Origin of the sequence: Chryseobacterium lacus (assembly GCF_003336205.1) — a bacterium.
Lineage (GTDB): Bacteria > Bacteroidota > Bacteroidia > Flavobacteriales > Weeksellaceae > Chryseobacterium_A > Chryseobacterium_A lacus.
Genome location: NZ_QPIE01000004.1, coordinates 262,061 through 288,209, shown reverse-complemented (window position 1 = coordinate 288,209; position 26,149 = coordinate 262,061). Strand labels below are relative to the sequence as shown.

Sequence of the window (26,149 nt, the reverse complement as noted above, 5' to 3'; positions counted from 1 at the left end):
AAATTAGTTTCTGGGTTTCTTCCCTTGCAGATAAATGAGGGTTCCCGGTTGTGGTTCAGAGCCTTCTGACATTCTGTTTTTCACATAAAGTTTGTCCAGTCTGACGCCAAATTTCTGGGCGATTTCTCTCATGCTTTCCCCGTTTTCAGCCTGATAGGTAGCGATGTTTCCTTCAGCATTTTTGGGTTCAAGAAAGATAATATCGTTTTGTTTTAGTTTTCCATTTTGAAGTTCGTTCCATTTCAAAAGACGGCTTTCGCTGATTCCGTATTTCTGGGCGATAAGCTGAAGTTCCATGTCTTCCGGAACTACGAGATATTTCATTCCTCCATTCGGATGATTTTTCACCAGAATTGACCTCAGCACTTCATATTTGGATTTCGTGCGTTGATCCTGAATTTCTTTTTGCTGTTGAGCGTAAGAGGTTTGTTTGTACGCTACATTCAGCGTGTTCGATTTTTCTTTTTCAGCGGTTCTACCTTTATTATTCTGCCGGGCCATGAATTCTTTATCATCAGCTAATCCCGGATATATTTTTAAAAGTGTAAACAGGACTTCTTTAGAATTGGTATTATCAAATTCATACAATCTGTGTTTTTCAATAAGATTGATGAGAATTCCGGCATACCTTGGATTGGTTGCGTAACCGGCTTTTTTTAATCCGTGAGCCCAACCTTTGTAATCTTTGATATCCAGCGAAAATAATTTTGTGTAATATCTTCTTTGTGTCAGAAAAAGAGAATGATCTTCATAGGATTTTTTGGGATCATCATACACGCGGAAACATTCATTGGGTGCATCATCATTGTGACGCATGGTTTTTCCGGTCCATTCTTCCTTGCATTTTATTCCGAAATGATTGTTGCCTTCTTTGGCTAACCGGCTTTGTCCGCCACCAGTTTCCAATAATCCCTGAGCCAGTTTGATGGAAGCGGGAATGTTGTGTTTTTCCATTTCTTCTACAGCAAACGCCGCAAAATTCTGGATATATTGTTCATCTGTTTTCCAGGTCTGAGCCTGGGTAAAGTTTAAAATTAAAAAACTTGCAACTACCAGTAGTTTTCTCATTATTTTTAATTTCTGAAGTTAATCTCTGTTTTGTTTTGCTGTTTCAGCCGTTCATTAGCTCCTGCAATTCCCTGCAATCCACCGGTATGAAAGACTAAAACGGAACTGTGTTCAGGAAAATATCCTTCCTCTATTTGTTCCATAATCTTTTTCATCATCTTTCCTGTGTACACCGGATCCAGCGGAATTCCAAATTTCTGAAAAAAACTGTTTATAAAACGGATATTTTCTTCAGTTATTTTACCGTAGCCTCTATCGTGTGCTTCCAGAAAAGTAACGTTTCTTTTTCCTGAAAGCTGAAACACTTTTTCCTCTACGGATGCATCCTGAACTACCTGATACCCAATCACCTGTTGATGAGTTTCACAGAATTTTGACAACCCTGCAGCGGTGCCTCCTGTACCCACAGCGGTGCAAAGATAATCAAATTCCTGAGTTTCATTATTCAGCATATGGCAAACGCCTTCCACGGCCTGGTCATTGGTGCCACCTTCAGGAATGATAAGGGCTTCGGGAAATTTTTCTCTTAGTTCTAATGAAATATTTTCCTTATTTCTGTATTCTTCCCTGGTAACAAACAGGTACTCCATTCCGTTTTCGGATGCCTGTTTTAGTGTAGGATTTTCTTGATATTTTAAACTGAGTTCTTCACCGCGGATAATCCCTAAAGTTGAAATGTGCATCATTTTTCCCACGGCAGCTACGGCGGCTATATGATTGGAATAAGCGCCACCAAAAGTGATAAATTTCGGATGATTCGGTTGTTTATTCAGATAATTATTGACGTTATAAAACAGTTTCCAATACTTGTTTCCGGAGATTTCCGGATGAATCAGATCTTCTCTTTTGATGTAAAGCCGAATATTTTTCTCCAAAGGAATCCGTGTAATGGGCAAAGGAACGGTTGGGAATTCAAGCCTACTCATCACTGCTGTTTCTGTATTTTAAAAAATTCCAAAATGCTCTGTTTTTAAGATAACTTAAATCAGTTTCTTTGGCAAAAGCTTCTCTTTCAAAAGAAATGGAACGGTAGGCTTTCATCTTGTTATTGTATTTCAGAAACCAATAATAGTATTCCACGATATACCAAAGATAAAAAAAAATCACCAGCATTTCCAACTGTTGCCGCAGGTGAATTTTCTCATGATTGATGAGAACAGAATTCTCCATGTCCGATTTATTTCTGAGCAAAATAAAAGGGAATAAAGTTATCCCGTGAATTTTTGTATTTTTGAGCAATGAGCTGAACACAATAATCATTCAGCAAAAATAGTTTTTTCATCATCAACATTTTAACTAATGATTCAGAAAAACATCCAAGAAAAAGAAGATTTTTATTATAATGAACAAGGATATAAAGTTTTTACAGAACAATATCACTTGAAGCGAGGCTATTGCTGCAAAAGCGGATGCAAACATTGTCCGTATGGTTACGATAAGAAAACAGATACATTTAGAAAACCACTAAAAATCAATAAAAAATGAAAAAATATCTTTATGCACTGATGGCTTCTGCAGTACTGGGAGTCACTGCATGTTCCCCGTTTCAAGTACGTTCAGATTATGCTGAAACTGCCACGTTCAGTAATTATAAAACCTATAAACTTCGGATCGACGATCTGAAACTGAATGATCTGGATAAAGACAGAGTACTGAATGAAGTATCAAAACAATTGCAAACCAAAGGGCTTTCTGTTGCTGAAAATCCTGATCTGATTGTTAATGTAAAGGCGAATCATAAGAAAATCACTGACGTTCAGAATCGAACTCCGTATGGAATGTATGGTTGGGGCGGCCCTTTCGGATGGGGAGTCGGGATGAGCAGAACTTGGACTTCGCAACATAATGAAGGTGCTTTAATTATTGACCTTATCGATTCCAGAACGCAGAAACTGGTTTGGCAAGGTATCGGAAGCGGAATTTCCGTAGATGCGCCTAAAGCCAAACAAAAACAGATTCCCCAAATTGTGGAAGAAATAATGGCCAATTATCCTCCTAAAAAATAAGGAAGAAAATTAAAAAACAAATCAGGCTGCCCTAAGTGAGCAGCCTGATTTTGTTATAAGTAAGGTCTGTTTATTGTCCGCCAAGTTCTCTGATTCTTTCCTGCATCAGCTCAGGATCTGTGAGTGATTCAATTCCAAACATTGCGAGGAAAATGATCATCATCAGAATATAAAGAATACTCATGATGAGACTGATGAGTGATAGGATTTTTCCTGCTTTTAGGTTTCCGTAGTCGGAATACATTTCCGGGTTCTGCCGGTACAGTTTTTCATCTTTTCCGGCGAGATAAAGACCCACAATGGCCAATATCAAACCTACAACACCATAGGTGCAAAGACAGCCCACAAATGCTGTAATTCCCAAGATGAGTACGGCAGTTGCATTAGGTAGTTTTTGTTGATTCATAATAGTTTATTTTAAAATAGTTTGAAAAAGTTATTTCTAAAAAAATACGACCCTACCATCAGAATAGCGTTGATGAGTCCCAGAACAATCAGGAAAGAAGAATAATTTCTTTTTCTGTCCATCAAGCTCAGCACCACGAATCCTAAAAGAAGAATCAGTGTGTACACCGCAGGAAAAAGCCGAAATGCTTCTCCGAATTTTCCATCCAACACCAGCAGAAAAGCCCGTTGTGTTCCGCATCCGAAACACTCCAGCCCAAACAGCTTTTTGTTCATGCACTGCAGCATATAGTCTTCAGCAGCCATCGGTTTCCTTTTTTTTCAATTCAATAATACGATAATTTCGGGAATCTGAAAACTATTTCTTTGCCCGTTCATACTGTTTTGGGAAGAAGCATTCCTCATGGGTTTCCAAGGCTCCTTTAATAGCGAGATACGGGTTTCTGAGAATTTCCCGCGCCACAAAAATAAGATCGGCATCACCTTTTTGTAAAATTTCTTCAGCCTGTTTTACTTCGGTAATCAAACCAACGGCACCAGTCGCAATACCTGCTTCCTTACGGATTTTCGCAGCAAAGGGAACCTGATATCCGTCAAAAACCGAAATTCGGGCTCCATGAATATTTCCGCCACTGGACACATCCACAAGATCGACTTTTTTTTCTTTCAGCAATTGGGCCAGCTTCACACTATCGTCCAGATCCCAGCCATTTTCGGCATATTCCGTTGCAGAAATTCGGACAAACAAAGGATGATTATCATCCAAAACTTCATTCACAGCCTCTACAACTTCCAGCAAAAAACGGCATCTGTTTTCAAAACTTCCGCCATATTCATCGGTTCGGTTATTGGACAAAGGCGATAAAAACTGATGCAACAAATATCCGTGAGCTGCGTGAATTTCAATCACATCAAATCCTGCGTTTACTGCTCTTTGCGCAGCTTCTTTAAATTTTTGAACCAGACCATTAATTTCTTCGACAGAAAGTTCATGTGGAATCCGTTCGCCTTCCATATATGGTATGGGCGAAGGTGCGACGGTTTGCCAGCCTTCTTCCAGAGAAATCTGTTTTCCATTCCAGGTAGAAGCTTTCCGGCCAGCGTGAGCCAACTGAATTCCGATTTTACTTTTTGAATGCTGGTGTACAAAATCTACAATTCTCCTGAAACTTTCGGCTTGTTCATCATTCCAGATTCCGGTGCATCCGTTGGTAATCCGGCCTTCCGGAACTACGCCCGTTGCTTCTGCAATTAAGAGTCCGGTACCACCCTGAGCGCGGCTTCCATAGTGTACCAAATGAAAATCGTTAGGCATTCCTTCGATGGCAGAATACATGCACATCGGCGACATCACCCATCGGTTTTGGAGTTCGATATTTCTAAATTTTATCGGTGAATACAACATTTTTAATACGTTTAAAGAGAAACAAAGGTACGAAACATGTGTGCATAAAAAAGAGGCTCCTATTCAGAAACCTCTTTCTTCCCACGTTACCGATATTCATTTTTATTCTTAAAAATCGCTTTTTATGAGTTCAATTTTAAAATAAAAGTTATCTTTACTCTCCTACTTTTAAAAATGGAAAAAAACCTCAACATCAGATATCAGGAATTTGAAAATGATACCCAGCTGAATGCGTTGGAAAAAAAACTTTTTGCTGCCGCTTCAGCAGCCAGACTCCAGGCTTATGCACCATACTCTCATTTTTTGGTGGGCTGTGCCATTTTACTGGATAACGGTGAAATCATTTCAGGAAACAACCAGGAAAATGCAGCGTATCCGTCCGGATTATGTGCAGAACGCACCACTATTTTCTGGACTTCTGCCAATTATCCTGATGCGAAAATCAAGACGATCTTTGTTGTAGGCGCTCCTGAAAATGGTGAAACCAAATTTCCAACTCCTCCTTGCGGTGCATGCAGACAATCCATTTTGGAATATGAAAGCCAACAGCAGGAATCCATTGAAATTTATTTCTCTTCCACCTCAGGAATCATCTGCAAAACTTTTTCTGTGAAAGATTTACTGCCATTTTCTTTTGACCGTTCATTTCTTTAGTGTAAAATCCGTATCTTCGCATCAACTTTTTCAGAAAAGGGAATCACGTGCAATTCGTGAACTGTCCCCGCAACTGTAAATCACGGGATGAAAATAAGTTTATCACTTATCATCCGATTTTTCTGCTTATCAAGCCATTGTAACGATACGAGAAGGCGCAGAAAAGTGAAAGTCAGGAAACCTTACTGAAAAGCAATATATCAATACCGCTTTCGGAGGAAAAGCCTGAACTATGAAACATATCTGTTTTTTCGCCTTGCTGTTTTCAGCATTTACAACTGTCCTGCATGCGCAGGAAACTCTTATTGACACGGTGTACATCAGCGATATCCGACTGAAAGATGCCGAAAAATCACAAAAAATAATTCGCATCAGCAAAGATGAACTGCTGAATAACCCGGTCAATCTTTCGGAAGTTCTGCGTTTCCAAACGCCCTTTTACATTCGGGAAAACGGTCGCGGAATGGCAGCCTCGCCCTCGTTCCGGGGAACTACGGCACAACAAACGGCATTCTTATGGAACGGCATTCCCGTGAATTCTCTGTTTTTAGGACAAGCGGATGTCAACAATATTGGTTTGCTGAATTATGATCATATCGCTGTAAAACCCGGCGGCGGCAGCATTTCTTACGGAAGCGGTGCTGTGGGCGGAAGCGTTCATTTGAATAACAGCCTTTCTTTTAAAAAAGGTTTTAACGGAGATCTGTTTGCAGAATATGGATCTTTTGAAACCTTAAATTCCTCTGTAAAATTAAATTACAACACTGATAAAGTATCTTTCCAACTTAATACGGCTTACACGGAAAGTGAAAATGACTATGATGTTCCCGCTTTGCAATACGTAAACCGCAACGGAAAATACCGCCAACAAAGTTTTGGATTGAGCAGCGGCTATCGTTTTAATACGGGAGATGTTCTGTATTTTCATTCACAAATGAGCGATGGACTGCAGTATTTTCCTGTTTTTTTTGAAGAAGATACCAAGACAAAATACATTACGCAGGGATTCCGTTCGCTGTTGCATTGGGATCACCAAAACCAACATTTTTCCAATCATTTAAAATTAGCATTTCTTGAGGAACAGTTTCGTCATTTTGCTGATATTGAAAAAACGGAAAGCACCGGTTCCGGAGGCCAACTTTTCATGGTGAAAAATGATGCATCATGGACTCGCATTAAAAACTTGGTGTTGATTCTTCAGACTGAATTTCAACATCAGAAAGCAGAAGGCTTTCAGTCCGGAAAGAGCAATCCCAAAAGAAATTTAGGAGCTGCAGCACTTGTCGTGAAAAAACAATGGGGAAAGTCGATATACACTGAAGGAGCCATTCGCAAGGATTTTATTGAAAACATAAACAGTCCGCTGTTGTTTTCTTTCGGATCGCAAATCAAAGCGGCACCGTTTTATACGATAAAATTGAATATTTCCAAAAACTTCAGAATTCCCACGTTTAACGATCTGTATTGGGAACCCGGAGGAAATCCCGATCTGAAACCGGAACATTCTGTGCAAATTGAATTGGGGAATGAATTTCAGTATAAAAATTTCACTCTGGAAATCGTTCCGTATTATCTGCGCGTTTCGGATATGATACAATGGATGCCGGGAAATACGATCTGGACGCCTTTCAACACCAATGAAGCAGAAAGCTACGGCGCGGAAATTTATGGTAATTTTTTTGCAAAAATCGGCGATCATCAGCTGAAGCTCAAATCGGCTTACACCTACACCCAATCCAAAGATCTGGAAACCCAAAAATCATTGATGTACGTTCCGCAACATAAATTTTCAGGTACCGCCTCTTTCATGACGAAGTTCGGAAGTATTTTCTTACAGGGAATGTTTACCGGACTAACCTTCACCTCTACCGATGAAAACAGGAGAACTGCGCTGAACCCTTCTACGGTAATCAATGCAGGAGTTCAGATCACGCTGAGTCCGCATTTGCAACTCGGCATCAGAGCCAATAATATTTTCAACGAAGTGTACCAAACCAGCCAACATTACCCGATGCCGTTACGGAATTTCGGGATAAGTCTCAGAAGCCAATTTTAAAACCTTATACAATGAAATTTTCAAAATTAATTACTGTAGGCCTTGCCTTAACTGCCATTTTCATGACTTCCTGCGAACGACATGATCCCGAAGATGAAACACCGATTTCCGGCTATGAAAACGGAATTCTTATTACCAATGAAGGCGGGTTCAGCACACCAACTGCCAGCGTTTCTTTCCTTTCCAATGATTTTTCTGTAAATGAAAGTGATATTTTCGCGAAAAACAATAACAGCGAAAAACTCGGAAATGTACTGCAAAGTATCAGTTTCAAGGGAGATTTGGCTTATTTAGTGGTGAACAAGCCTTCCAAAATTGAAATCGTGAACCGGAATAATTTTCAGAAAACAGGAACCATCACCACGAATTTGGATCAGCCTCGATATATCGCTTTTCACGGAAATCACACGTATGTTACCAACAACAATTTTTATGATGTGAAAAAAGTAAGTGTTTTCGATGCCGGAAATCAGTTTGTAAAAGACATTCACTTTCCGCGTTATGCTGATAAAATTACTTCTTCGGGCGGATATATTTATGTTCAGACGGACGGTGTAGATTACACTCCGAATGAAGTTCCGACCGGACATACCATCAGCAGAATTAACCCGGCCAACAATGAAGTGGATAAGGAGATTATCCTCACTGATAATGCGCCGATCCGGGATATGGTTTCTGATCAGAATTTCGTGTATGTGCTGACTTCTGACGATCAGAATACGTATCTGTACACCATCACAGCAGATTCTGGATTTTTCAATAAAACCCAGTTTTCCGGGATTACTCAGGCCAGAAATCTTGCTTTGGATCAGGGAAAAATCTATTTCTTTACGGGCGACAATACCGTTCATGCGGTTACCGGAAACAGTAGTGCGCCGTTATTTCATACCAACAGTTCTGCGTATGTTTACGGATTTAATGTGATTGGCCAGAATGTTTTTATCTCAGAACCCTCTTTTACTTCCGACAGTACGGTGAAGATTTTTAATCTTTCAGGAGCATTGGTGAAAACCCTGAGCACGGGAATTGGAACGAATGGATTTTATAAGAATTAGAGAGAAAGAAAAAAGAAGATAGAGAATTAGAGAAAAGACTGTAAACAGATTTACGTTTTGAAGCTGTGTTAATTTTCAGGAATTGACGGACATTGCCAAAGTTTTGAACTTTGGCAATGTTGTTAAAATTCAAGAATTACTTCTCACCCGATGCAAAAACGCTGTTCAGCAACCAAGTGATGAAAGACAGGGCAATGCTGAAGATAAAAGCCCACCAAAACCCGTCGATTTGCATGCCGTCAACAAAATACTCGGCCATCAGAATGACGATCGTATTGATGACCAAAGCGAAAAACCCAAGTGTAAGAATAGTAAAAGGAAGTCCGAACAATTGGAGTATCGGTTTCACCACAACGTTCAGAATGCCCAAAACGATGGCAAAAATAATTGCTGTAGAAAAACTATCAAAATGAACGCCTGTTAGAAACTTCGTCAGCCCGAAAGCTACAACAGCCGTGATTAATAATCTCACTATAATTCCCATAAAACAAATTTTTTAGAAATTAAAGATAAGAAGAATCGGAATATCCACAAAATGAAATGAAGCCCTTAAAAAAAACACTTCGGAAAGCATTTTTCAATCAGGGCTTCAGTTAAGTTTTCATGGTTGTGTTTTATGCAAAATTATATTTAATCAGTTCCCCGCACAATAGCTAGATGTAGTCATTTTTCTTATTTTTTTATGAAACCAAGGTACTCAATGATGAGTTCGGTAAGTCTCTCTTTCGTTTTGAAATCCCAACTTTGGTAGCATCGTGAAGTAAAATTCCGTACCTTTGTATGATGGAAGAAATGGTAGTTTTAGTCTCGGAAAACGATGAAGTTTTAGGGCAAATGGAAAAGATGGCGGCTCACGAAAACGGTATTCTTCACCGTGCATTTTCCGTTTTTTTATTTAATGATAATGGCGAAATGCTACTTCAAAAGCGTGCCGCCCGTAAATACCATTCGCCTGGACAATGGACTAATGCCGTCTGTTCACATCCCAGAATTCAGGAAACCTTTCTGGAAGGCGCGAAACGACGCATGATGGAAGAAATGGGAATAGAAGCTGAAATAGAAGAAAAATTTCATTTTATTTACAAGGCTGAAGTAGGAAACGGACTTCTGGAACATGAACTGGACCGCGTGTTTGTAGGCACTTACAACGGCTCTTTCCGGCTGAATCCTGATGAAGTGGAAGCAGTACGCTATATTTCTATGGACGACCTGGAAATGGAAATGAAAGAACATCCGGAACATTTCACCGAGTGGTTCAAAATTATTCTGAAAGAATACCAACATCATTTGTAACCTCTGATAACGAACAAATTTTATAAAAAATGAAAAGAACACCCTTATTCAACAAACATGTCTCTCTGGGAGCGAAAATGGTTCCTTTTGCAGGATTCGAAATGCCGGTACAATATTCCGGACTTACTGAAGAACATTTCGCAGTTCGGGAAAAAGCCGGACTTTTTGATGTTTCGCACATGGGACAGTTTTTTATTGAAGGTCCGGGTGCCAAAGACCTGCTGCAATATGTAGCCACCAATAATGCTGATGCCCTGAAAGACGGCAAAGCGCAATATACTTGTCTTACCAATGAAAATGGTGGAATTGTAGACGACTTAATCGTGTACAAAATAGCCGATGAAAAATATTTTGTCGTGGTGAACGCCTCCAATATTGATAAAGACTGGAATCATATCAACAACCACAATACTTTCGGAGCTATTATGACCAATGCTTCGGACGAGATGTCGCTGCTCGCGATTCAAGGCCCGAAAGCGACGGAAATTCTTCAGAAACTCACCCCGGTTCAGCTTCAGGATCTTCCGTATTATCATTTTACCATCGGTGAAGTTGCTGGTATACAGGATATTATTATCTCCAACACAGGATATACAGGTTCCGGAGGTTTTGAAATTTATTTTAAAAATGAAGACGCGGAAAAACTCTGGGACGAACTGATGTCAGCGGGCGAAGAATTCGGAATGCTACCTTGTGGACTGGGTGCCAGAGATACGCTGAGACTGGAAAAAGGATTTTGCCTGTACGGAAATGACCTGGACGACAACACTACTCCACTGGAAGCCGGTCTGGGCTGGATCACGAAGTTTGACAAGGATTTTGTGGCAAAAGATATTTTAGAAAAACAAAAATCCGAAGGTGTGACGAAAAAATTGACCGGTTTTGAAATGCAGGAAAAAGCCATTCCAAGAAACGGCTATCCTGTAGTAGATGCCGAAGGAAAAACCATCGGGAAAGTAACCTCGGGAACGATGTCGCCGATGAAGAAAACGGGAATCGGACTGGCATATCTGGACACTGATTTCACGAAAGTTGGAACTGAAATTTTCATCCAAATCCGCAACAAGAATATCCCGGCGCAAGTGGTGAAGCCGCCGTTTGTATAGTGTTTTTGCAACCAATATAAAAAGTCAGGCTGAAATGTGGATTCAGCCTGACTTTTTTTTAAGAATATTAAAAATTATTTCACTTCTATTCTTTTAATATCTTGCATTGCAATTTCTTTCTTTGGCACTGAAACGTTCAGAATTCCATTTTCGTAAGATGCTTCTATGTTGTCAATGTCTACAGATTCTGGAAGCGTAAATGAACGGCTGAAAGAACTGAAATTAAATTCGCGCTTGGTAAAAAATCCCTGCTCGTCTTTCTCTTCTGTTTCCGATTTGTTCTCGCTGGAAATCGTAAGTATATTCCGGTCAATACCAATATTAAAATCTTCCTTTTTCATTCCCGGCGCTGCAACCATAATCTGATAGGCACTGTCTTCTTCTTTAACATTCACTGAAGGCATCGTGAATCCAGATTCTAAAAATCGTTTGCCGAAATCAAATACATCTTTTGTGAAAAAATCATCAAAAAAACTGTTTCTTCTGATTAATTGGTTCATAGCAATTGTATTTTAAGGTTAAACATTATTGAATTTTATTCTTACTTCAACAAAGCTAATGCCTTCTGAGTTTTTGTGACAAAATTTCATACGATCCCTGTCAATCAGCACATTATGTCATAATACGAGAAAAACTGATACCCAAATTGAGTGAAATTTTGACTTGCTTTACCCCAATTAGAGTTCAGTTTTTGTTATTAAAGATGATAAATCGAATGTTTAATCCTTTTCTTTTAGTTCAAAAATTTCATTGACAGTTGTGTTAAAGACCATTGCTATTTTAATGGCCAAAACTGTGGACGGAACATACTTTCCGGATTCTATTGAGTTGATCGTTTGCCGGGATACACCGGTTCTGTCAGCCAATTCCTGCTGTGTCATGTTCCATTTCGCACGTACTTCACGAATGATATTACTCAACAACATCCAATTCCCTGTATCTGATGAAAATTACAATATTCGTCGATAAATAAGTGATAAGCAAGGCTGTAGCCGAATTATAAAATTGCAGATCTTCGTCAAGAAAAAAATTAAAAATTCTTCCTGCTACCACTGTAAATGCAACAATATAAAAAGAGTACGCCCATGCCGTCAGCCTAATTCTTATCAGCCGTTCGTCCTCTATTTTTTCTTTCGAAAAGTTAAAAAGAAACAAACCTCCCAAAAGCAAGATCTTTACAATTTCATATTCATCATCAAAATTCAAAATTTGAGTCTGAGTTTGAATTATAAACAAAAGTATAGCGGATATGAAAATACCAGCCCCGATAATTTTACAATAATTTGGAAAAAGATAAATTTTGGTTTTCATTCTAAATTAAGTTTTCGATATGTCAAATATACTTTACATTTTTTAAAGTGAGAAAAATTTTCTTAGTCAAAAATTCTCACTGAAATACAATAAAGATTTTTAAAATTTGTATAATATTATAAGCAGATTTTCCTGCTATTTTTGACCTTAAAATATTTCTTATGAAAATTAGAAAAGGATTAATACCGATGATAGCCGCAAGCTTACTATTGGCTTCTTGTGAAAAAAAAGTTGTAGTACAGGATCAAACCGGAAATGAAACTTCTGTTTCCGATGCACCGAACACGACCATTTCAAACAATGAAACTGTGCAGCGGGAAGATTTGCCTGAGCCTGTAAAATCGTTTGTCGATAAGCATTATGCAGGAACCGGAGTTGCTCATTATGAGTTGAAAACAATTCCTGCGATGGGCGACCGTTATGAAGTAAAAATGAACAACGGAGCCGAAATTGATTTTGACAAAGACGGTAACTGGGAAGAAATAAAAGACGGTCAGGGTGTTCCCGATGCTTTGGTTCCGCAGAATATTCTCTCTTATGTTCAGCAGAATTATCCGGGAATAAAAATTAAATCCATTGACAAGGACAAGAATAAAATAAAAGTGGATCTTCTAAACGATATAGATCTCGAGTTTGATTCCAATGGAACTTTTATCCGAATCGACAAATAGGATCAACTTCAGTTGAAAGCCTTAACTTCCAATAAAAATGCCTCTGCACTGCACTGCTGAGGCATTTTATTTTTAGTTTCAATATCTTCCTTTTAAAGATTAATTACTGAAAATATTCTACTCCGTTTTTGAAAATATTATGGTAATTCGCATCTGGAATATTTTTGATCAATCCATTTGAGAAACGTTCAGGATGAGCCATTCTGCCATATATTTTCCCATTGAGAGAAGTAATTCCTTCAATTCCAAACAGAGAATTATTAGGATTAAACGGCATTCCGTGAGCGATATTTCCGTCAAAATCTACATATTGTGTTGCGATTTGCCCGGCTTTATATAAGTTTGTCAAAACTTCTTCCGACGCTACAAATCTCCCTTCTCCGTGTGAAATCGGAACCGTAAAAATTTGGTCTTTCATTCCTTTTAGCCAAGGTGAATCATCATTAACAACTTTCACATTCACCATCTGGGAAATATGCCTCCCAATAGCATTATGAGCCAGAGTAGGTGCATTGGCATCCAAATCGCGGATTTCACCGAAAGGCAATAAACCGGATTTTACCAAAGCCTGAAAACCGTTACAGATGCCGAGAATCATTCCGTCTCTTTCGAGAAGCTGATGAACGGCTTCTTTCATTTTTTCATTTTTCAAAACATTGACGATGAATTTAGCCGAACCATCCGGCTCGTCACCCGCTGAAAAACCACCGGAAAAAACGAGAATCTGTGATTGATTAATTTCCTTCACCCAAAGATTGATACTTTCTGACAATAAGTGATGGTTCAGATTGATCAAAGGAACACTATGAACGTCGGCACCTTCTTTTCTGAAAGCGTTCTGGGTTTCATATTCACAATTGGTTCCCGGGAAAATCGGTGCAAAAACCCGTGGTTTCGCAATGCCGTGTTTTTTGATGAAAATATTTCGTGGTTGCGTAAAATTGAGTTTCTCATCAATATTCAGAACGATTTTTTCTTTTTCTTTGGTGGAAAACAGTTCTTCAAAAGTGGATTTATTCACCTTAAGCAAATCATTGATTTTAAAAGCAGAAGCATTAATTTTCAGAAGAGAAGAATCATTAACATTTCCAATTTCCTGAAGGAAACGCTGTTCCAAAACCGTTTCGGATTCAATAATCAAACTGCCAATATTTTTATTTAAAAGAAGATTTTCTTCCAGCGAAATTTCAGCGCCCAAGCCATTTCCGAAAGCCATCTTTGCAATAGCCACCGCAACACCTCCGTCTTTTACCGTTTTCACGGAAACAATTTTCTTCGCTGTAATATTTTCATAAATGAAAGAGAAGATTTCTTTCATACTTTCATAATCCGGAAGGCCGTTTTCCTGCGGTTGATGATGGAATAAATAAATTTTGTTTCCTGTTTTTTTAAATTCCGGGGAAATGATATTTTCTTTTTCGCCTTGCGCACAGGCGAATGAAATCAAAGTTGGTGGTACGTTCAGCTCCTGATACGTTCCGCTCATCGAATCTTTTCCGCCGATAGCCGCCAATTCAAGATTCATTTGGGCATCATAAGCTCCCAGAAGAGAGGCCAATGGTTTACCCCATTTCTGTGGATTGGTTCCCAGTTTTTCAAAATATTCCTGAAAACTCAAACGAATGTTTTTATAATCGCCACCCATCGCCACAATTTTCGAAACACTTTCTACGACGGCATTTGCAGCACCAATCATTGAGTTTTCTGATGACAAATCCGCATCAAATCCCCAACTTGCCAGAGAAACAGTTTCTACATTTTCCGCATTCAGTACAGGCAGGGTTTGCACACTTCCTTCCATCAATGTTTCCTGAAATTTCCCACCGAAAGGCATCGCCACAGTAGTTCCGCCCACCGAAGCGTCGAACATTTCATGTAAACCTTTCTGTGAAGCCACATTTTTATCTGCTAATAACGCAAGGAAATTATTTTCGTTAAAAGAAATTTCATTTGACTTAATGCTTTGTAAATGAGATACTTCAGCAGATTGAGACTTAGCACATCCGTTGGTATCAAGAAATTCGCGTCTTAAATCCACAATTTTATTTCCACGCCAGAAGATTTGCATTCTGCCGCTATCGGTCACTTTTGCAATCTCAAAAGCGTAGATATTTTCTTTCTCGCAAAACTCGATAAACTGTTCTTTATCAGCAGCGGAAATGACCACTGCCATTCTTTCCTGAGATTCGGAAATGGCCAATTCCGTTCCGTTCAGTCCTTCATATTTTAAAGGAACCACATCAAGGTTGATTTCCAAACTGTCGGCAATTTCGCCGATGGCTACAGAAATGCCGCCTGCTCCAAAATCGTTGGATTTTTTAATTAATCTGGTTACTTCAGGGTTTCTAAAAAGCCTTTGAATTTTTCTTTCTTCTACAGGATTTCCTTTCTGAACTTCTGTAGAAAGCGTATGAATAGAGGTCTCGTCCTGTTCTTTCGAACTTCCTGTTGCTCCGCCAACACCGTCTCTTCCTGTCGCTCCGCCGAGAACAATGACCACATCGCCCGGTTCAGGTTTCTCCCGTTTAACCCAATCTTTCGGCACGGCTCCGACGACGAAACCCACTTCCATTCTTTTGGCTTTATAACCTTCGTGATAAATTTCGCTTACCAAAGTCGTCGCCAATCCAATCTGATTTCCGTACGAAGAATATCCGTTCGCCGCCTGTTTCGTAATTGTTCTTTGAGGAAGTTTGCCAGGTAAAGTTTCAGAAATGGGTTCCAAAACATTGCCCGCACCGGTCAACCGCATCGCCTGATAAACATACGCTCTTCCCGACAAAGGATCCCGAATAGCACCACCCAAACACGTGGATGCACCACCAAAAGGCTCAATTTCAGTTGGGTGATTATGCGTTTCATTTTTGAAAAGCAGGTACCAAGGTTCTTTTTTTCCGTCGTATTCAGCCTCTATTTCTACTGTACAAGCATTTATTTCATCGGAAATTACCAGATTTTCCAGTTTTCCGGTTTTATATAAATATTTTGCAGCTATAGTTCCTAAATCCATCAGAGAAACCGCTTTGTGTTCTCTCCCCAAAAACGTCCTTTTCTCCTGATAATCAGCGAAAATTTTCTCTAAAGTTTCTTTATAAGGCCCTTCAAATTTAATGTCCGTTAACGCCGTTTCGAAAGTCGTGTGCCTGCAGTGATCGCTCCAATAAGTATCCAGAACTTTCAGTTCAGTTTCAGTTGGATTTCTTTTTTCAGATTTAAAATAATTCTGAATATGTTCCAAATCATCCAAACCAAAAGCAAAACCGTGTCTATGAAAAAAATCGCGGAGCTGGTCTTCAGTAAAATCAATAAAACCATCGTGAGTGATGACCGGATCGGGGGTTCCTTCTGCAGGAATTTCTAAAACTGATAAATCTTTTTCCTGACTTTCCACTTTGTTAATCAGCAGATCTTTAATTTTTACCAAATCATTTTCTGAAATTCCAAAAAGTTCGATGAGTTTTCCGCTTCGAACCTGCGACTGACTGTTTTCTGTGAGGAGAACGATACACTGCTCGGCCGAATCGGCACGTTGATCGTACTGTCCCGGTAGGTATTCTGTTGCAAAATGCGGCTCTTTCGCCGGATTTTCTTCGTGCAGAATATCAGTAACCGGATCCACAAAAGTACTGTTGACCACCTTGGCAAACTCAGCTTCATTCAGCCCAAAAATGTCATAAACATTATAGACTTTGGCGTTCTGAATGGCAGGAACGATATTCTTTATTTCATTAAGAACTTGTGGACTTTCAACATCGAAAATTCCTTTTTTTTCTACGAAAATTCTTTTGTTCATTATATTATTTTAAACGCCAGGTGCGCAAATATTTTCATTAATTATTGATCTGTTAAGATCGCAAAGTCTGCCTTAGAGCAGAACATCAGTGTCCTTTATTTCAAAAATGTTTCCGCTCAAAACTTATACTTTTAAACTTAGAAAAAATGCAGACAAAACCGCCTGCATCATTTTTATACTTTTAATTCTGCTTCCAAGCCGATTTCGCTGGAATACTTTTCCAGAATTGGCTGGGCTTCATTTTTAATAAATTCCTCAGTTTGAATGGGCGCGAAACCAATGAAATTTTTGGGATCGAGCACCTCCATGATTTTAGATTTTTCCATTTTCAGGGAATTGTCGTTCATGATTCGTTCAATCAAATCATTTTCCTTGCCTTCTATTTTCACTTTTTTGCTGGCTTCCATGCTGTGAATCCGGATAATTTCGTGAATTTCCTGTCGGTCGCCGCCGGCTTTCACTTCTTCCATAATGATGTATTCGGTAGCCATAAATGGAAGTTCATCCATAATATGTTTGTTGATGCGGTTTTCGTACACTACAATTCCGTCCATTATATTATTCCAGATCAGGAGAATGGCATCGATGGCCAAAAACGCCTGCGGAATGGTAAGTCTTTTATTGGCTGAATCGTCTAACGTTCTTTCAAACCATTGCGTAGAAGCGACCATTGCGGAACTTGACGACAAAGACATCACGAATTTTGCCAACGCTCCGATTCTTTCAGAACGCATCGGATTGCGCTTGTATGCCATTGCAGAGGAACCGATCTGGTTTTTTTCGAAAGGTTCTTCAATTTCTTTTAAATTCTGCAAAAGCCGAAGGTCATTGGAAAATTTATGTGCTGACTGTGCTATATTGGAAAGCAATGCCACCACTTTTGCATCAATTTTTCTATCATACGTTTGTCCCGAAACGCCAAAAACTTTTGGAAAACCAAATCTCGCTGAAAGTTCCTTATCCAAATGTTTTATCTTAGAATAATCCCCATTGAACAGCTCAAGAAAACTCGCTGCAGTTCCGGTGGTTCCTTTCACGCCGCGGAATCTTAACGTTTCAAGAAAAAATTCAAGTTCTTCAAAATCCAAAATGAGAGACTGAAGCCAAAGTGTGGCTCTTTTTCCAACGGTAGTAAGCTGTGCCGGCTGAAAATGCGTGAATCCCAACGTGGGCATATCTTTATATTGAATGGCAAAATCTGAAAGTTTTTTGATCACGTTAACCAATTGTTTTCTCACAATCAGCAATCCGTCGCGCATCTGAATCAGATCGGTATTATCACCTACGAAAGCGGAAGTTGCCCCCAAATGGATGATACCTTTCGCAGAAGGTGCTACATCTCCGTAAGCGTGAACGTGTGCCATCACATCATGGCGGAATTTCTTTTCATATTCTGCAGCTTTACCATAATCAATGTTTTCTGCTTGGTCTTTCAGTTCCTGAATCTGTTCCGAAGAGATATTCAGTCCGAGATCTTTCTCGATTTCGGCAAGCGCAATCCAGAGTTTTCTCCAGTTGCGGAATTTATTTTCGGGCGAGAAATTATAGAGCATTTCCTCACTTGAATAGCGTTCTTCAAGGGGGTTTTTGTAGGAATTCATTTTCATTTTGCTTTTACAGCACAAATTTAAGATTTTTTTAATGATCCTGAAAGCCGCTGAAACATATCCGCCTCTCATTTTGGCGCAAAATTTGACTCGCATATTCCTGAGTTAAATCTTATATTATGAAAAAGATCATTATTTCCGCAGCGCTTTTATTAGGTTCTACAACATTCATCACCACTTCCACGCAATCCTGTATGACACTGGCCACTTCCAGCGTTGGTTTATCCATCATTAAACAAGTATTGCTTGGAGGAATTAATTCCGCAGCAGGAATTTTCAGTAACAAACAAGCTTTTCTACAAAATGATCTGATTATAAAAGCATTACCTTCAAACCTAAGGAGTATTTACAATATGTTGGATTCTGTGGCTCCCGGTCTCGCGGCTCAGGGAAAAAATTATATCGCTGAAGCTGCAGTTTATACTGTAAATACCTCCACTCCCATCCTCAGAAACGCTGTTAACAGCCTGAATGCTAACGATGTCACCCGAATAATGCAGGGCCAGGACGGCATTGCCACGCAAATTCTCCGTGAAAAAACTGAACAACAACTCGTACAGGCGATTATGCCACAGGTAGATGCTAAACTGAACGAATTCGGAATTGTAAGAAGCATTAATATGGCACTTCAGGGAACTAATTTATTGGGAACTTTATTAGGAAATCAAAGCAGTTCAAATCTCGGAAGCAACGGTCTCAGCAGGCTGGCTTCTGAACAAATGGTGAATGGAATGTTCAACATTATTGAGCAGCATGAAAAGCAAAATCGGGCTTCCATGTTACGCGCATTCAGCGGAGCAGCAAATAAATAATTTTCTTCTATTCTACATAAAATGAAGCCACCGAGAGGTGGTTTTTTATTAAAAAAAAGCCAGACTGAAAGTACATCAGCCTGGCTCCAGAGAATAAAAAAAAGAAAATTAAGGTATTGATGTCGGCAGCTGAACCTCAAAAGATTCTGAAGCCGTAAAGGTTTTTCCGTAACGGTCGGTAGCGCGTACTTCTACAGTATGTCTCCCCACGGCAAGATCTCTCGGAAATGCGGCATTCCAAACATGAGAAGAAAGTTCCGGATTCGACGGCCTGCGACCAGCAGGAAATTTCTCCATAGCATCCCACTCAAAAACGGAAAGCATATAGGCAGGATCGAAGGTATTCACAAAATTCATTTTTTTCCAATCGCCACCATTAATGCGGAACTCTACAATATCTTTTTCACTTCCGGTGAAAAAATTGGCATACAAGCGCGCGGAAGTTCGTGACTGAGGAATGACTTTGGGAACATGAAATTGAATCATGAAATCCTCAGGTTTTCCGGCAACTTTATACTGTACTTCGTATTGATTATTTTTAAAACTGACATAGGAATATCCACGGTAAGTACCATCGCGCATAACGGATAACGGAACTCCCGTTTCATCCACAGTTCCGGAATACCAGTCGCCGGAAGTGGTTCCCATATTCAGTTCGTGCAACTCGCCATCTCCGTTCCAGCCTTCCTGTTTTCCGTAGAAAATCTGGCGTTGCTTGTGCGTATGTGCGGACATCATGAGGACATTTTTGAAAGGTTTCAATAATTCAAAAAGCTGATTACGGTCTTCCAGCCGGAAATGATCATCACCGGCACGTTCTGCCATCAGTTGAATATGAAAGGAAACAACAACAAGTTTATTTTTATCAACATGTTTAAGATTATTTTCAATAAATCTCAATTGGTCTTCCCGGAAACCGCCCCAATATCCTTTATGATCGCGCGGATCCGGATACAGAATGTTATCAAGTATCATGAAATGGACATTTCCATAATTAAAAGCATAATTTGCCGGGCCGAAGTTAGCCTCGAAAGTTTCATCAGAATGGCGGTCTTCTTTCGCTTCATAATTCATATCATGATTTCCCATTACGTTATACCAAGGTAAGCCGAGTTCTTTCACAGCGTGAATGTACGGCTGATGAAGATCAAGATTATCCCCTACCAAATCTCCAAGACTGATCCCAAATACTGCATTTTTTCTGTTGTTTTTCACTTCATTGATAATACCACGTCTGAAATAATCAATTTCTTTCAGGTTGTACGGTTGCGGATCTCCAAAAACGATAATTCTGAAGTCTTTATTTTCTGTGTTACGGTACAACGGAAAATTGACCTCAGCAGGTAATTTTCCTGTAGGCGCAGTTCCTTTGTACTGAAAATGAGTCGGCGAACCATGAGGTTTATGATGATAATAGAATTTCGGCAACTTATTTTCGTTTACCGGAGTTGCATAGTTTTCAGGTTTAATAACAAAAACGGTGGCATCATCCGAAACCGGCAGAAGGTATTTCCCGTTTTGGTCTGTCAATATTACATCAACACCGTTGGAAACTGCTACATTGGCGATTCCTTTTTCGCGGCGGTCTTTGATGGAATTTTTGTTGCTGTCCTCAAAAACGTATCCCGTAACAGTTTGTTGTGCCGAAAAAAACCCAGACAGCACCAGGGAAGTGAGGATTATAAATTTACTTTTCATTTTTTAAATTTTTAAGTTCATCAGGAATATCTGTTGTAATGAACTGTATTCCCAGACTTTTCAATTGTTGATATGTTTTTTGGTCATTCACAGTCCATGCATTGGTTACCAAACCCAACTTTTGAGCTTCGGCCAACCAGTGAGGATTTCTTTCAGTAAGAATTCGGTGATGGTAATCTAAACCGTCTAATCCGGCTGCTTTCAGTTCTGCGGGCGAAAGTTCACCATTCAGGTACAACACGACAGCATCCGGCATTTCTTTCTTCAGAACTTTACAAATATTGAGGCTGAATGAAATAAATTCGCACTGCGCTTCCATGTTTAGTTCCCGTATGATTTTAACGGCTTGTTTTGCCATTTGAATTTCTCTTTCAGCAGATTTTTCCGGCTTCAGTTCCACGATCATTTTCATATCCGGAACTTTTTTTCCCTGTTCCAGATATTGCCGAAATGTGGGAATATATTCGCCATTTTTTAAAGTAAGATGTTCTAGATCCTGATAATGATTTTCAGCAATCAAAATTCCGTTAATATCTTCATCATGATTGATCATTAATACACCGTCTTTGGTCATCCGAACATCAAATTCAGATCCGTAAACGCCCAGCTGTTGCGCATTTTTAAGAGAAGAAATGGAGTTTTGAGCCGAGTTTTCTGTTTTCCAGAATCCACGGTGCGCAATCAGCTGAGTGTTTTGAGCATGCATAACCGAAATAATGAACATCAAAATTACGGATAGTATTTTCATGGATATTTTCAGGGTTTGTTCCACCACATTTTTGAATTAATATCATCGCCGCCCAATTTTTGTACAGCAGCGTTGTAATTTTCAGTATTCATCACTCTAGGTTGTGTAGGATACAGCATTCTTTGCGGCATATTTCCGCCGTTCAGCAGTCCGCCGTTGTTCGGTAAAACAGGATATCCCGTTCTACGCTGCTCGTACCATTGCTGATGATCAACAAAGAAAAGGGCAACATATTTCTGAAGCATGATTTGCTCTAAAGTTCCGTTATAGGCGACAACAGGATTCGCAAAATAATTCGCGGGCATCGTATTCCCCCATTCTTCCAGCGTAGCTTTCACGCCGTTTTCATAATAATTTTTAGCATTTCCGGAAATGATACCTTTCAAAGCAAGTTCAGCCAAAGTAAACTGGAGTTCTGCATAAGGATAGACCAGAATTTTGAGGGGAGCTTTGGCCAGATTTTGATTCATATTGGAAGGTTGATAATTGAAAACAGTTCCCAAAGCATATCCTGCAGGCGCACCTTCATAACCGATATTTGGATACGGCGCAACATTACTTTTGGCTTGTGTAAAAAATTTGGAAAGCCTTGGATCCTGATTATTTTTTAAAGTATTGACAAAAAATTCTCCGGCAGCACGATAAGATGTAAAATCCTGAGGACGGGCAATAGGCGGAAGATAAGGCGCAACTCCGGATACTGAAATTACGACACCGTCTGCGATATTTTCAAAGATTGGATATTTCACCGGATCGTTCACAATTTGCTGGATTCTCGCATGCACATCCACTTCTCCGTTTCGGTTCAGAATTCTGGTAAGAAGCCTGAGGGAAAGAGAATTGGCAAATTTTTTCCACTTGATCATATTGGCTGCCGAAGCGTGTCCCTGGAAGAAAAGATCAGGTTCAGAAAGTGCTTTAGTTGTATCAAAAAGATCATTCGCTTCCCTTAAATCGTTCAGGAGAGTAACGTAAATATCTTTCTGGTTGTCGAATTTTGGTTTCATAATATCTTCTTCCAGCTTTAATGCTTCGCTGAAAGGAACATCGCCGAAAGCGTCCGTTAGATTTGAATAAATCCAGGCATTCATTACCTTAGCAATTGCCTGATAATTAGGATTATTTTCTTTAACTGCGAAATCGTTCATTTCCTTGGCTTGTTTCAGCCATTTATAACTGGTATTCCAGAAACCGGCACCGGTACCTTCCGTGAAATAATAACGGCTCACGGTATTTCCCTCGTTGGGGAAAGGAATGGCGACTTGCATGATTTGAAAAGTAAAATCATCGGCACGGTTGTATCCATACGAACCCATTTCGTACTGTAAAGGAGCCAGCATGCTTCCGGCAGTAGGGCTGACAATTTTGCTGGTATCTGTATTGATTTCCTCAAAAGTCCGGGAGCAAGACTGCACAGCAAGAACAGTAGCGGCAACGAGGCTTATGTTGATGAAAAGCTTTTTCATTTTTTATTTCTTTTTTTAGAATTTTACATTAATTTGAAAACCGATGGTTCTGGCAGAAGGCAACTGGCCAATTTCTACACCAGGCGTAATGGTACTGTTATCCAAGGTGGCAACTTCAGGATCAAACATCGGGAACTCTGTCCACATCCACAGATTTTTTCCAAATAAAGCTAAGGTCAGTTCAGTCATTCTTAGTTGCTTCGTGATATTTTTCGGGAATGAATACGCAATTCTGGCATCACGAAGCTTGATGAAAGAAGTGTCGAAAGTATTGGTTTCTATGTTGGCTCTGCGGTAATAATCACCGTAATATGAAGCTACAGTTACGGATTTGGTATTGGGGCTGTAAGAACCGTCTGGATTCTGTACTACACCTTCGCCTACCATCATTCCGGTGTCGCTTCTTCCATTCAACGTGTGAGTCAGCTTGCCTTGTTCGGACATTTTGTGATGGGTTTGGGAATAAGCCATTCCGCCATACTGCCCGTCGAAAGAGAAACTTACCTGTACATTTCCGAATCTAAAATCATTTTGAAATCCTGCGCGCCATTTCGGAAAAGCGTTTCCAACTTTTTCAATATTAGCAGGCCTTGCTGTTAATCCGTTGTCACCAAAAACCACTTGTCCGTCGGGAGTTCTTACGAGTTTAAAGCCATACATATCTCCCAAAGATCCACCTACTTCTGCATTGAAATACACAACGCCGGCTACTGTGCTCATGGTGTACGGTTCATTGTTAAATTCTGCGGGCAGCGACATGATCTGGTTTTCGTTCATCGACCAATTGGCACCAATTTTCCAGCTGAAATTTTTGGTTCTTACGGGAGTGGCATCCAGCGACATTTCGATTCCTCTGTTGCGCACTTCTCCAGCATTAATCCAACGATGGGAATATCCTGTTTCATACAACGTCGGAATTCGAATAATCTGGTTTCGCGTATTATTTTGGTAAACGGTAAAGTTATAATTCAGTCGGTTGCCCAATAATCCAAAATCCATCCCTGCTTCAATATTGGTATTAATTTCCGGTTTCAAATTCGGATTAGGATACGTAGATGGCGCTGTCACAGATCCCTGAATATCAGAAAGATCATAATACTTCTCCAGCTGATAAGGCGATCCATCGATCCCTACTTTTGCCCAAGAAGCGCGGAGTTTCCAGAAATTAAACTGAGAAGATCTTAAACTGAATAAATCTGAAAGAATAAAACTGCTGCTGACGGAAGGATAGAAAAACGAACGGTTGGCGGCAGGAAGCGTGCTGCTCCAATCGTTCCTTCCCGTGATGTCTACAAATATTTTATCGTCGAAGCTCAAGGTAGTTAAGCCATAAACACTGCTCACCTGCTCATCATATGGTTTTGGAACTTTCGTAATGAGAGAAATCGCATTCGTCAGCATATAATCTCCGGGAATTTTAAGCCCTTCTGCCCGATAATCGTTCATCATATACTCATTATACCTCATACTTCCACCAGCAGAAACGGACAAACCGAATTTCCCGAAATTATTTTTATACCCGAAAAGAACATCATTATTATATTCCTGATTGGTAATAAATTGTTCTCTGTAAAAACCTTTCAGATAATTGGCAGAACTGTAAGGCCTTTTTGTGGTACGCACTTCGTTCAGGATTTCAACTCCGGATCTCAGCATCGCACTGAAGTGGTTATTAAACCGATAATCAACCGTAATATTTCCGGTAATATTTCTTTTGTCTACACCGTTCAGCATTTCATAAGCAATCAGATACGGATTATCAATAAATGATGAAAACGGATGAATCTGATCAATTTTATATTGGTCTTTTTTCCAAATTGGTTTGTACCAAGCCAGATCAATACTCGGATTCTGGAAAATCATAAAATAAGAAATCGACTGGTTGTTATACCCGGTTGCAGGCAAATTGTCGCTGTGCGTTCTGTTATAATTTAATTTTCCTGAAATTCTTAACTTATCATTGAATTGATGCGCTACTGAACCGGCAAAATTGAACCGGTCGAAGCCTGTATTGGGCATCATCCATTCATTTTCAAGATACGTAAGAGAAGTCCGGAAACTGGTTTTGTCGTTAGAACTTTCTATTGCAAGACTGTTAGAATACGTGGAACCTACTTCCCAAAATCCTTTTACATTGTCTTTGTATGGCCTCCATAACTGGCGTTCAGAACTTTGTCCTTCTAAGGTAGGATCGTATTGAAAATAATACTGCCCATTAAATTTCGGACCAAAGGCACTACTCGTTCCGCCCGTGCTGTTCCCATCCGGAGAAACGCCATAAGAATAATACTGCGGCATGGTTCCTTGTCCGTATTCATGCTGATAATCCGGCCATTTCAGCACAGAGTCAAACGAAGAATAAGAATTGAAAGTAAAGGCTATTTTTCCATTTCTGCTTTTTCCGGATTTCGTGGTGATCATCAATGCTCCGTTGGCCGCTCTGGAACCATACAAAGCCGCTGCTGATGCTCCTTTCAGCACTGTTACACTTTCTATATCGTCGGGATTAATGCTGTTCAACCCATTTCCAAGATCAATAGGAAGATCTCCTCCTGTTCCTGCACCGTAAGCTGCGGTTCCTGTTCCAGAATTCACTCTCGGGCCATCACTGAGGGGAATTCCATCAACCACAATCAGAGCATAATTATTATCCATAAACATGGATTTCTCACCGCGAAGGGTAATTCTTGCTGAACCCAACGGACCCGCTCCGGCAGTTTGTACTTTCAATCCTGCCACTTTTCCTTCCATCGATTGTGCCCAGTTGTTATTTTGGGTTTCTTCAAAAGTTTCCGAATCCACTTTTTCTGCGACATAGCCCAAAGCTTTATCCTGGCGTTTGATTCCCAATGCGGTAACAACAACCTCCTCAATAGACCGTACAGACAGTGTATCCTGTTTCTGCTGAGCCGCCATTTCTACAGTTACGGTTCCAGTAAGCACTAATGCAATAAGTTTCTGAATGTTTCTTTTCACGTTATGATTATTTTCCTGC

At 39.8% G+C, this 26,149-nt stretch carries 25 protein-coding genes and 1 riboswitch; of the genes, 9 read left to right on the top strand and 16 right to left on the bottom strand.

Annotation, left to right across the window (positions count from 1 at the left end; translation table 11 throughout):
• Nucleotides 1-3: 3 nt before the first annotated feature.
• Genes DQ356_RS06800 through DQ356_RS06790 form a run of 3 tightly spaced genes read right to left on the bottom strand, consistent with a single transcriptional unit; the run spans nucleotide 4 to nucleotide 2,328 of the window.
• The gene (locus DQ356_RS06800) at nucleotides 4-1,068 is read right to left on the bottom strand and encodes a glucosaminidase domain-containing protein (protein WP_114303720.1); all 1,065 of its coding nucleotides are present in this window, start codon (nucleotides 1,066-1,068) and stop codon (nucleotides 4-6) included.
• Between the two features lie 5 nt (nucleotides 1,069-1,073).
• Nucleotides 1,074-1,994 (bottom strand): 1-aminocyclopropane-1-carboxylate deaminase/D-cysteine desulfhydrase, encoded by a 921-nt coding sequence (locus DQ356_RS06795; protein WP_114303719.1) that lies wholly within the window; start codon nucleotides 1,992-1,994, stop codon nucleotides 1,074-1,076.
• The gene (locus DQ356_RS06790) at nucleotides 1,987-2,328 is read right to left on the bottom strand and encodes a hypothetical protein (protein ID WP_114303718.1); all 342 of its coding nucleotides are present in this window, start codon (nucleotides 2,326-2,328) and stop codon (nucleotides 1,987-1,989) included. Before DQ356_RS06790 ends, DQ356_RS06795 begins: the two co-directional genes overlap by 8 nt.
• 39 nt (nucleotides 2,329-2,367) lie before the next feature.
• Here DQ356_RS06790 and DQ356_RS06785 point away from each other — a divergent pair, with 39 nt between their 5' ends.
• Both DQ356_RS06785 and DQ356_RS06780 read left to right on the top strand, forming a co-directional pair.
• The gene (locus DQ356_RS06785) at nucleotides 2,368-2,553 is read left to right on the top strand and encodes a DUF5522 domain-containing protein (RefSeq protein ID WP_114303717.1); all 186 of its coding nucleotides are present in this window, start codon (nucleotides 2,368-2,370) and stop codon (nucleotides 2,551-2,553) included.
• On the top strand, nucleotides 2,550-3,074 hold the full coding sequence (locus tag DQ356_RS06780; protein WP_114303716.1) for a DUF4136 domain-containing protein: 525 nt from the start codon (nucleotides 2,550-2,552) through the stop codon (nucleotides 3,072-3,074). The genes DQ356_RS06785 and DQ356_RS06780 overlap by 4 nt, the downstream gene beginning before the upstream one ends.
• Before the next feature lie 70 nt (nucleotides 3,075-3,144).
• On the opposite strand, the gene DQ356_RS06775 is transcribed toward DQ356_RS06780, so the two are convergent.
• Genes DQ356_RS06775 through namA form a run of 3 tightly spaced genes read right to left on the bottom strand, consistent with a single transcriptional unit; the run spans nucleotide 3,145 to nucleotide 4,884 of the window.
• Nucleotides 3,145-3,480 (bottom strand): CCC motif membrane protein, encoded by a 336-nt coding sequence (locus tag DQ356_RS06775; RefSeq protein ID WP_114303715.1) that lies wholly within the window; start codon nucleotides 3,478-3,480, stop codon nucleotides 3,145-3,147.
• A gap of 11 nt (nucleotides 3,481-3,491) precedes the next feature.
• Nucleotides 3,492-3,785: a DUF2752 domain-containing protein gene (locus DQ356_RS06770; protein ID WP_114303714.1), complete on the bottom strand. Its 294-nt coding sequence runs from the start codon at nucleotides 3,783-3,785 to the stop codon at nucleotides 3,492-3,494.
• 52 nt (nucleotides 3,786-3,837) lie between these two features.
• Nucleotides 3,838-4,884 carry an NADPH dehydrogenase NamA gene (namA, locus tag DQ356_RS06765; protein ID WP_114303713.1) on the bottom strand — a complete coding sequence of 349 codons (1,047 nt, stop codon included), beginning with the start codon at nucleotides 4,882-4,884 and terminating at the stop codon, nucleotides 3,838-3,840.
• A 141-nt stretch (nucleotides 4,885-5,025) separates the two neighbouring features.
• On the opposite strand from namA, the gene DQ356_RS06760 reads away from it, so the two are divergent.
• The 3 genes from DQ356_RS06760 (at nucleotide 5,026) to DQ356_RS06750 (ending at nucleotide 8,649) form a co-directional block, all read left to right on the top strand.
• Nucleotides 5,026-5,538: a cytidine deaminase gene (locus DQ356_RS06760; RefSeq protein ID WP_394337251.1), complete on the top strand. Its 513-nt coding sequence runs from the start codon at nucleotides 5,026-5,028 to the stop codon at nucleotides 5,536-5,538.
• Nucleotides 5,520-5,741: riboswitch (cobalamin riboswitch) on the top strand. Its footprint overlaps the gene before it by 19 nt.
• 29 nt (nucleotides 5,742-5,770) lie before the next feature.
• Nucleotides 5,771-7,594, top strand: a complete 1,824-nt coding sequence (locus DQ356_RS06755; protein ID WP_114303711.1) for a TonB-dependent receptor plug domain-containing protein — start codon at nucleotides 5,771-5,773, stop codon at nucleotides 7,592-7,594.
• An 11-nt stretch (nucleotides 7,595-7,605) separates the two neighbouring features.
• Nucleotides 7,606-8,649, top strand: a complete 1,044-nt coding sequence (locus tag DQ356_RS06750) for a hypothetical protein (protein ID WP_114303710.1) — start codon at nucleotides 7,606-7,608, stop codon at nucleotides 8,647-8,649.
• 136 nt (nucleotides 8,650-8,785) lie between these two features.
• Here DQ356_RS06750 and DQ356_RS06745 read toward each other — a convergent pair whose 3' ends face one another.
• Nucleotides 8,786-9,133, bottom strand: coding sequence for a phage holin family protein (locus tag DQ356_RS06745; protein ID WP_114303709.1), 348 nt, complete (start codon nucleotides 9,131-9,133; stop codon nucleotides 8,786-8,788).
• A 299-nt stretch (nucleotides 9,134-9,432) separates the two neighbouring features.
• On the opposite strand from DQ356_RS06745, the gene idi reads away from it, so the two are divergent.
• The gene (idi, locus tag DQ356_RS06740; RefSeq protein WP_114303708.1) at nucleotides 9,433-9,942 is read left to right on the top strand and encodes an isopentenyl-diphosphate Delta-isomerase; all 510 of its coding nucleotides are present in this window, start codon (nucleotides 9,433-9,435) and stop codon (nucleotides 9,940-9,942) included.
• A gap of 29 nt (nucleotides 9,943-9,971) precedes the next feature.
• Nucleotides 9,972-11,048 carry a glycine cleavage system aminomethyltransferase GcvT gene (gene gcvT, locus DQ356_RS06735; RefSeq protein WP_114303707.1) on the top strand — a complete coding sequence of 359 codons (1,077 nt, stop codon included), beginning with the start codon at nucleotides 9,972-9,974 and terminating at the stop codon, nucleotides 11,046-11,048.
• 74 nt (nucleotides 11,049-11,122) lie between these two features.
• Here the strand turns inward: gcvT and DQ356_RS06730 are convergent, their stop codons facing one another.
• The 3 genes from DQ356_RS06730 to DQ356_RS06720 form a co-directional block, all read right to left on the bottom strand.
• Nucleotides 11,123-11,548, bottom strand: a complete 426-nt coding sequence (locus DQ356_RS06730; protein ID WP_114303706.1) for an Hsp20/alpha crystallin family protein — start codon at nucleotides 11,546-11,548, stop codon at nucleotides 11,123-11,125.
• Nucleotides 11,549-11,767: 219 nt separating this feature from the next.
• Nucleotides 11,768-11,974 (bottom strand): helix-turn-helix transcriptional regulator, encoded by a 207-nt coding sequence (locus DQ356_RS06725; protein ID WP_114303705.1) that lies wholly within the window; start codon nucleotides 11,972-11,974, stop codon nucleotides 11,768-11,770.
• Nucleotides 11,961-12,359, bottom strand: a complete 399-nt coding sequence (locus DQ356_RS06720) for a hypothetical protein (protein ID WP_114303704.1) — start codon at nucleotides 12,357-12,359, stop codon at nucleotides 11,961-11,963. The genes DQ356_RS06725 and DQ356_RS06720 overlap by 14 nt, the downstream gene beginning before the upstream one ends.
• Before the next feature lie 161 nt (nucleotides 12,360-12,520).
• Here DQ356_RS06720 and DQ356_RS06715 point away from each other — a divergent pair, with 161 nt between their 5' ends.
• Nucleotides 12,521-13,030, top strand: coding sequence for a PepSY-like domain-containing protein (locus DQ356_RS06715; protein WP_114303703.1), 510 nt, complete (start codon nucleotides 12,521-12,523; stop codon nucleotides 13,028-13,030).
• 103 nt (nucleotides 13,031-13,133) lie between these two features.
• Here DQ356_RS06715 and DQ356_RS06710 read toward each other — a convergent pair whose 3' ends face one another.
• Nucleotides 13,134-16,823 carry a phosphoribosylformylglycinamidine synthase gene (locus DQ356_RS06710; RefSeq protein WP_114303702.1) on the bottom strand — a complete coding sequence of 1,230 codons (3,690 nt, stop codon included), beginning with the start codon at nucleotides 16,821-16,823 and terminating at the stop codon, nucleotides 13,134-13,136.
• Nucleotides 16,824-16,996: 173 nt separating this feature from the next.
• The gene (gene purB, locus DQ356_RS06705) at nucleotides 16,997-18,424 is read right to left on the bottom strand and encodes an adenylosuccinate lyase (protein WP_114303793.1); all 1,428 of its coding nucleotides are present in this window, start codon (nucleotides 18,422-18,424) and stop codon (nucleotides 16,997-16,999) included.
• A gap of 125 nt (nucleotides 18,425-18,549) precedes the next feature.
• Between purB and DQ356_RS06700 the strand changes: the two genes are divergently transcribed.
• A complete protein-coding gene (locus tag DQ356_RS06700) occupies nucleotides 18,550-19,242 on the top strand; it encodes a DUF4197 family protein (protein WP_114303701.1) in 693 nt (230 codons plus the stop codon).
• A 108-nt stretch (nucleotides 19,243-19,350) separates the two neighbouring features.
• On the opposite strand, the gene DQ356_RS06695 is transcribed toward DQ356_RS06700, so the two are convergent.
• From DQ356_RS06695 to DQ356_RS06680, 4 genes are read right to left on the bottom strand one after another with little or no spacing between them, the layout of a single operon-like run.
• The gene (locus DQ356_RS06695) at nucleotides 19,351-20,940 is read right to left on the bottom strand and encodes a calcineurin-like phosphoesterase C-terminal domain-containing protein (RefSeq protein WP_114303700.1); all 1,590 of its coding nucleotides are present in this window, start codon (nucleotides 20,938-20,940) and stop codon (nucleotides 19,351-19,353) included.
• On the bottom strand, nucleotides 20,930-21,688 hold the full coding sequence (locus DQ356_RS06690) for a glycerophosphodiester phosphodiesterase (RefSeq protein WP_114303792.1): 759 nt from the start codon (nucleotides 21,686-21,688) through the stop codon (nucleotides 20,930-20,932). Before DQ356_RS06690 ends, DQ356_RS06695 begins: the two co-directional genes overlap by 11 nt.
• An 8-nt stretch (nucleotides 21,689-21,696) precedes the next feature.
• Entirely contained in the window at nucleotides 21,697-23,154 is a 1,458-nt protein-coding gene (locus tag DQ356_RS06685) for a SusD/RagB family nutrient-binding outer membrane lipoprotein (protein ID WP_114303699.1), read from the bottom strand.
• Between the two features lie 15 nt (nucleotides 23,155-23,169).
• On the bottom strand, nucleotides 23,170-26,130 hold the full coding sequence (locus DQ356_RS06680) for a SusC/RagA family TonB-linked outer membrane protein (RefSeq protein ID WP_114303698.1): 2,961 nt from the start codon (nucleotides 26,128-26,130) through the stop codon (nucleotides 23,170-23,172).
• Between the last annotated feature and the right edge of the window lie 19 nt (nucleotides 26,131-26,149).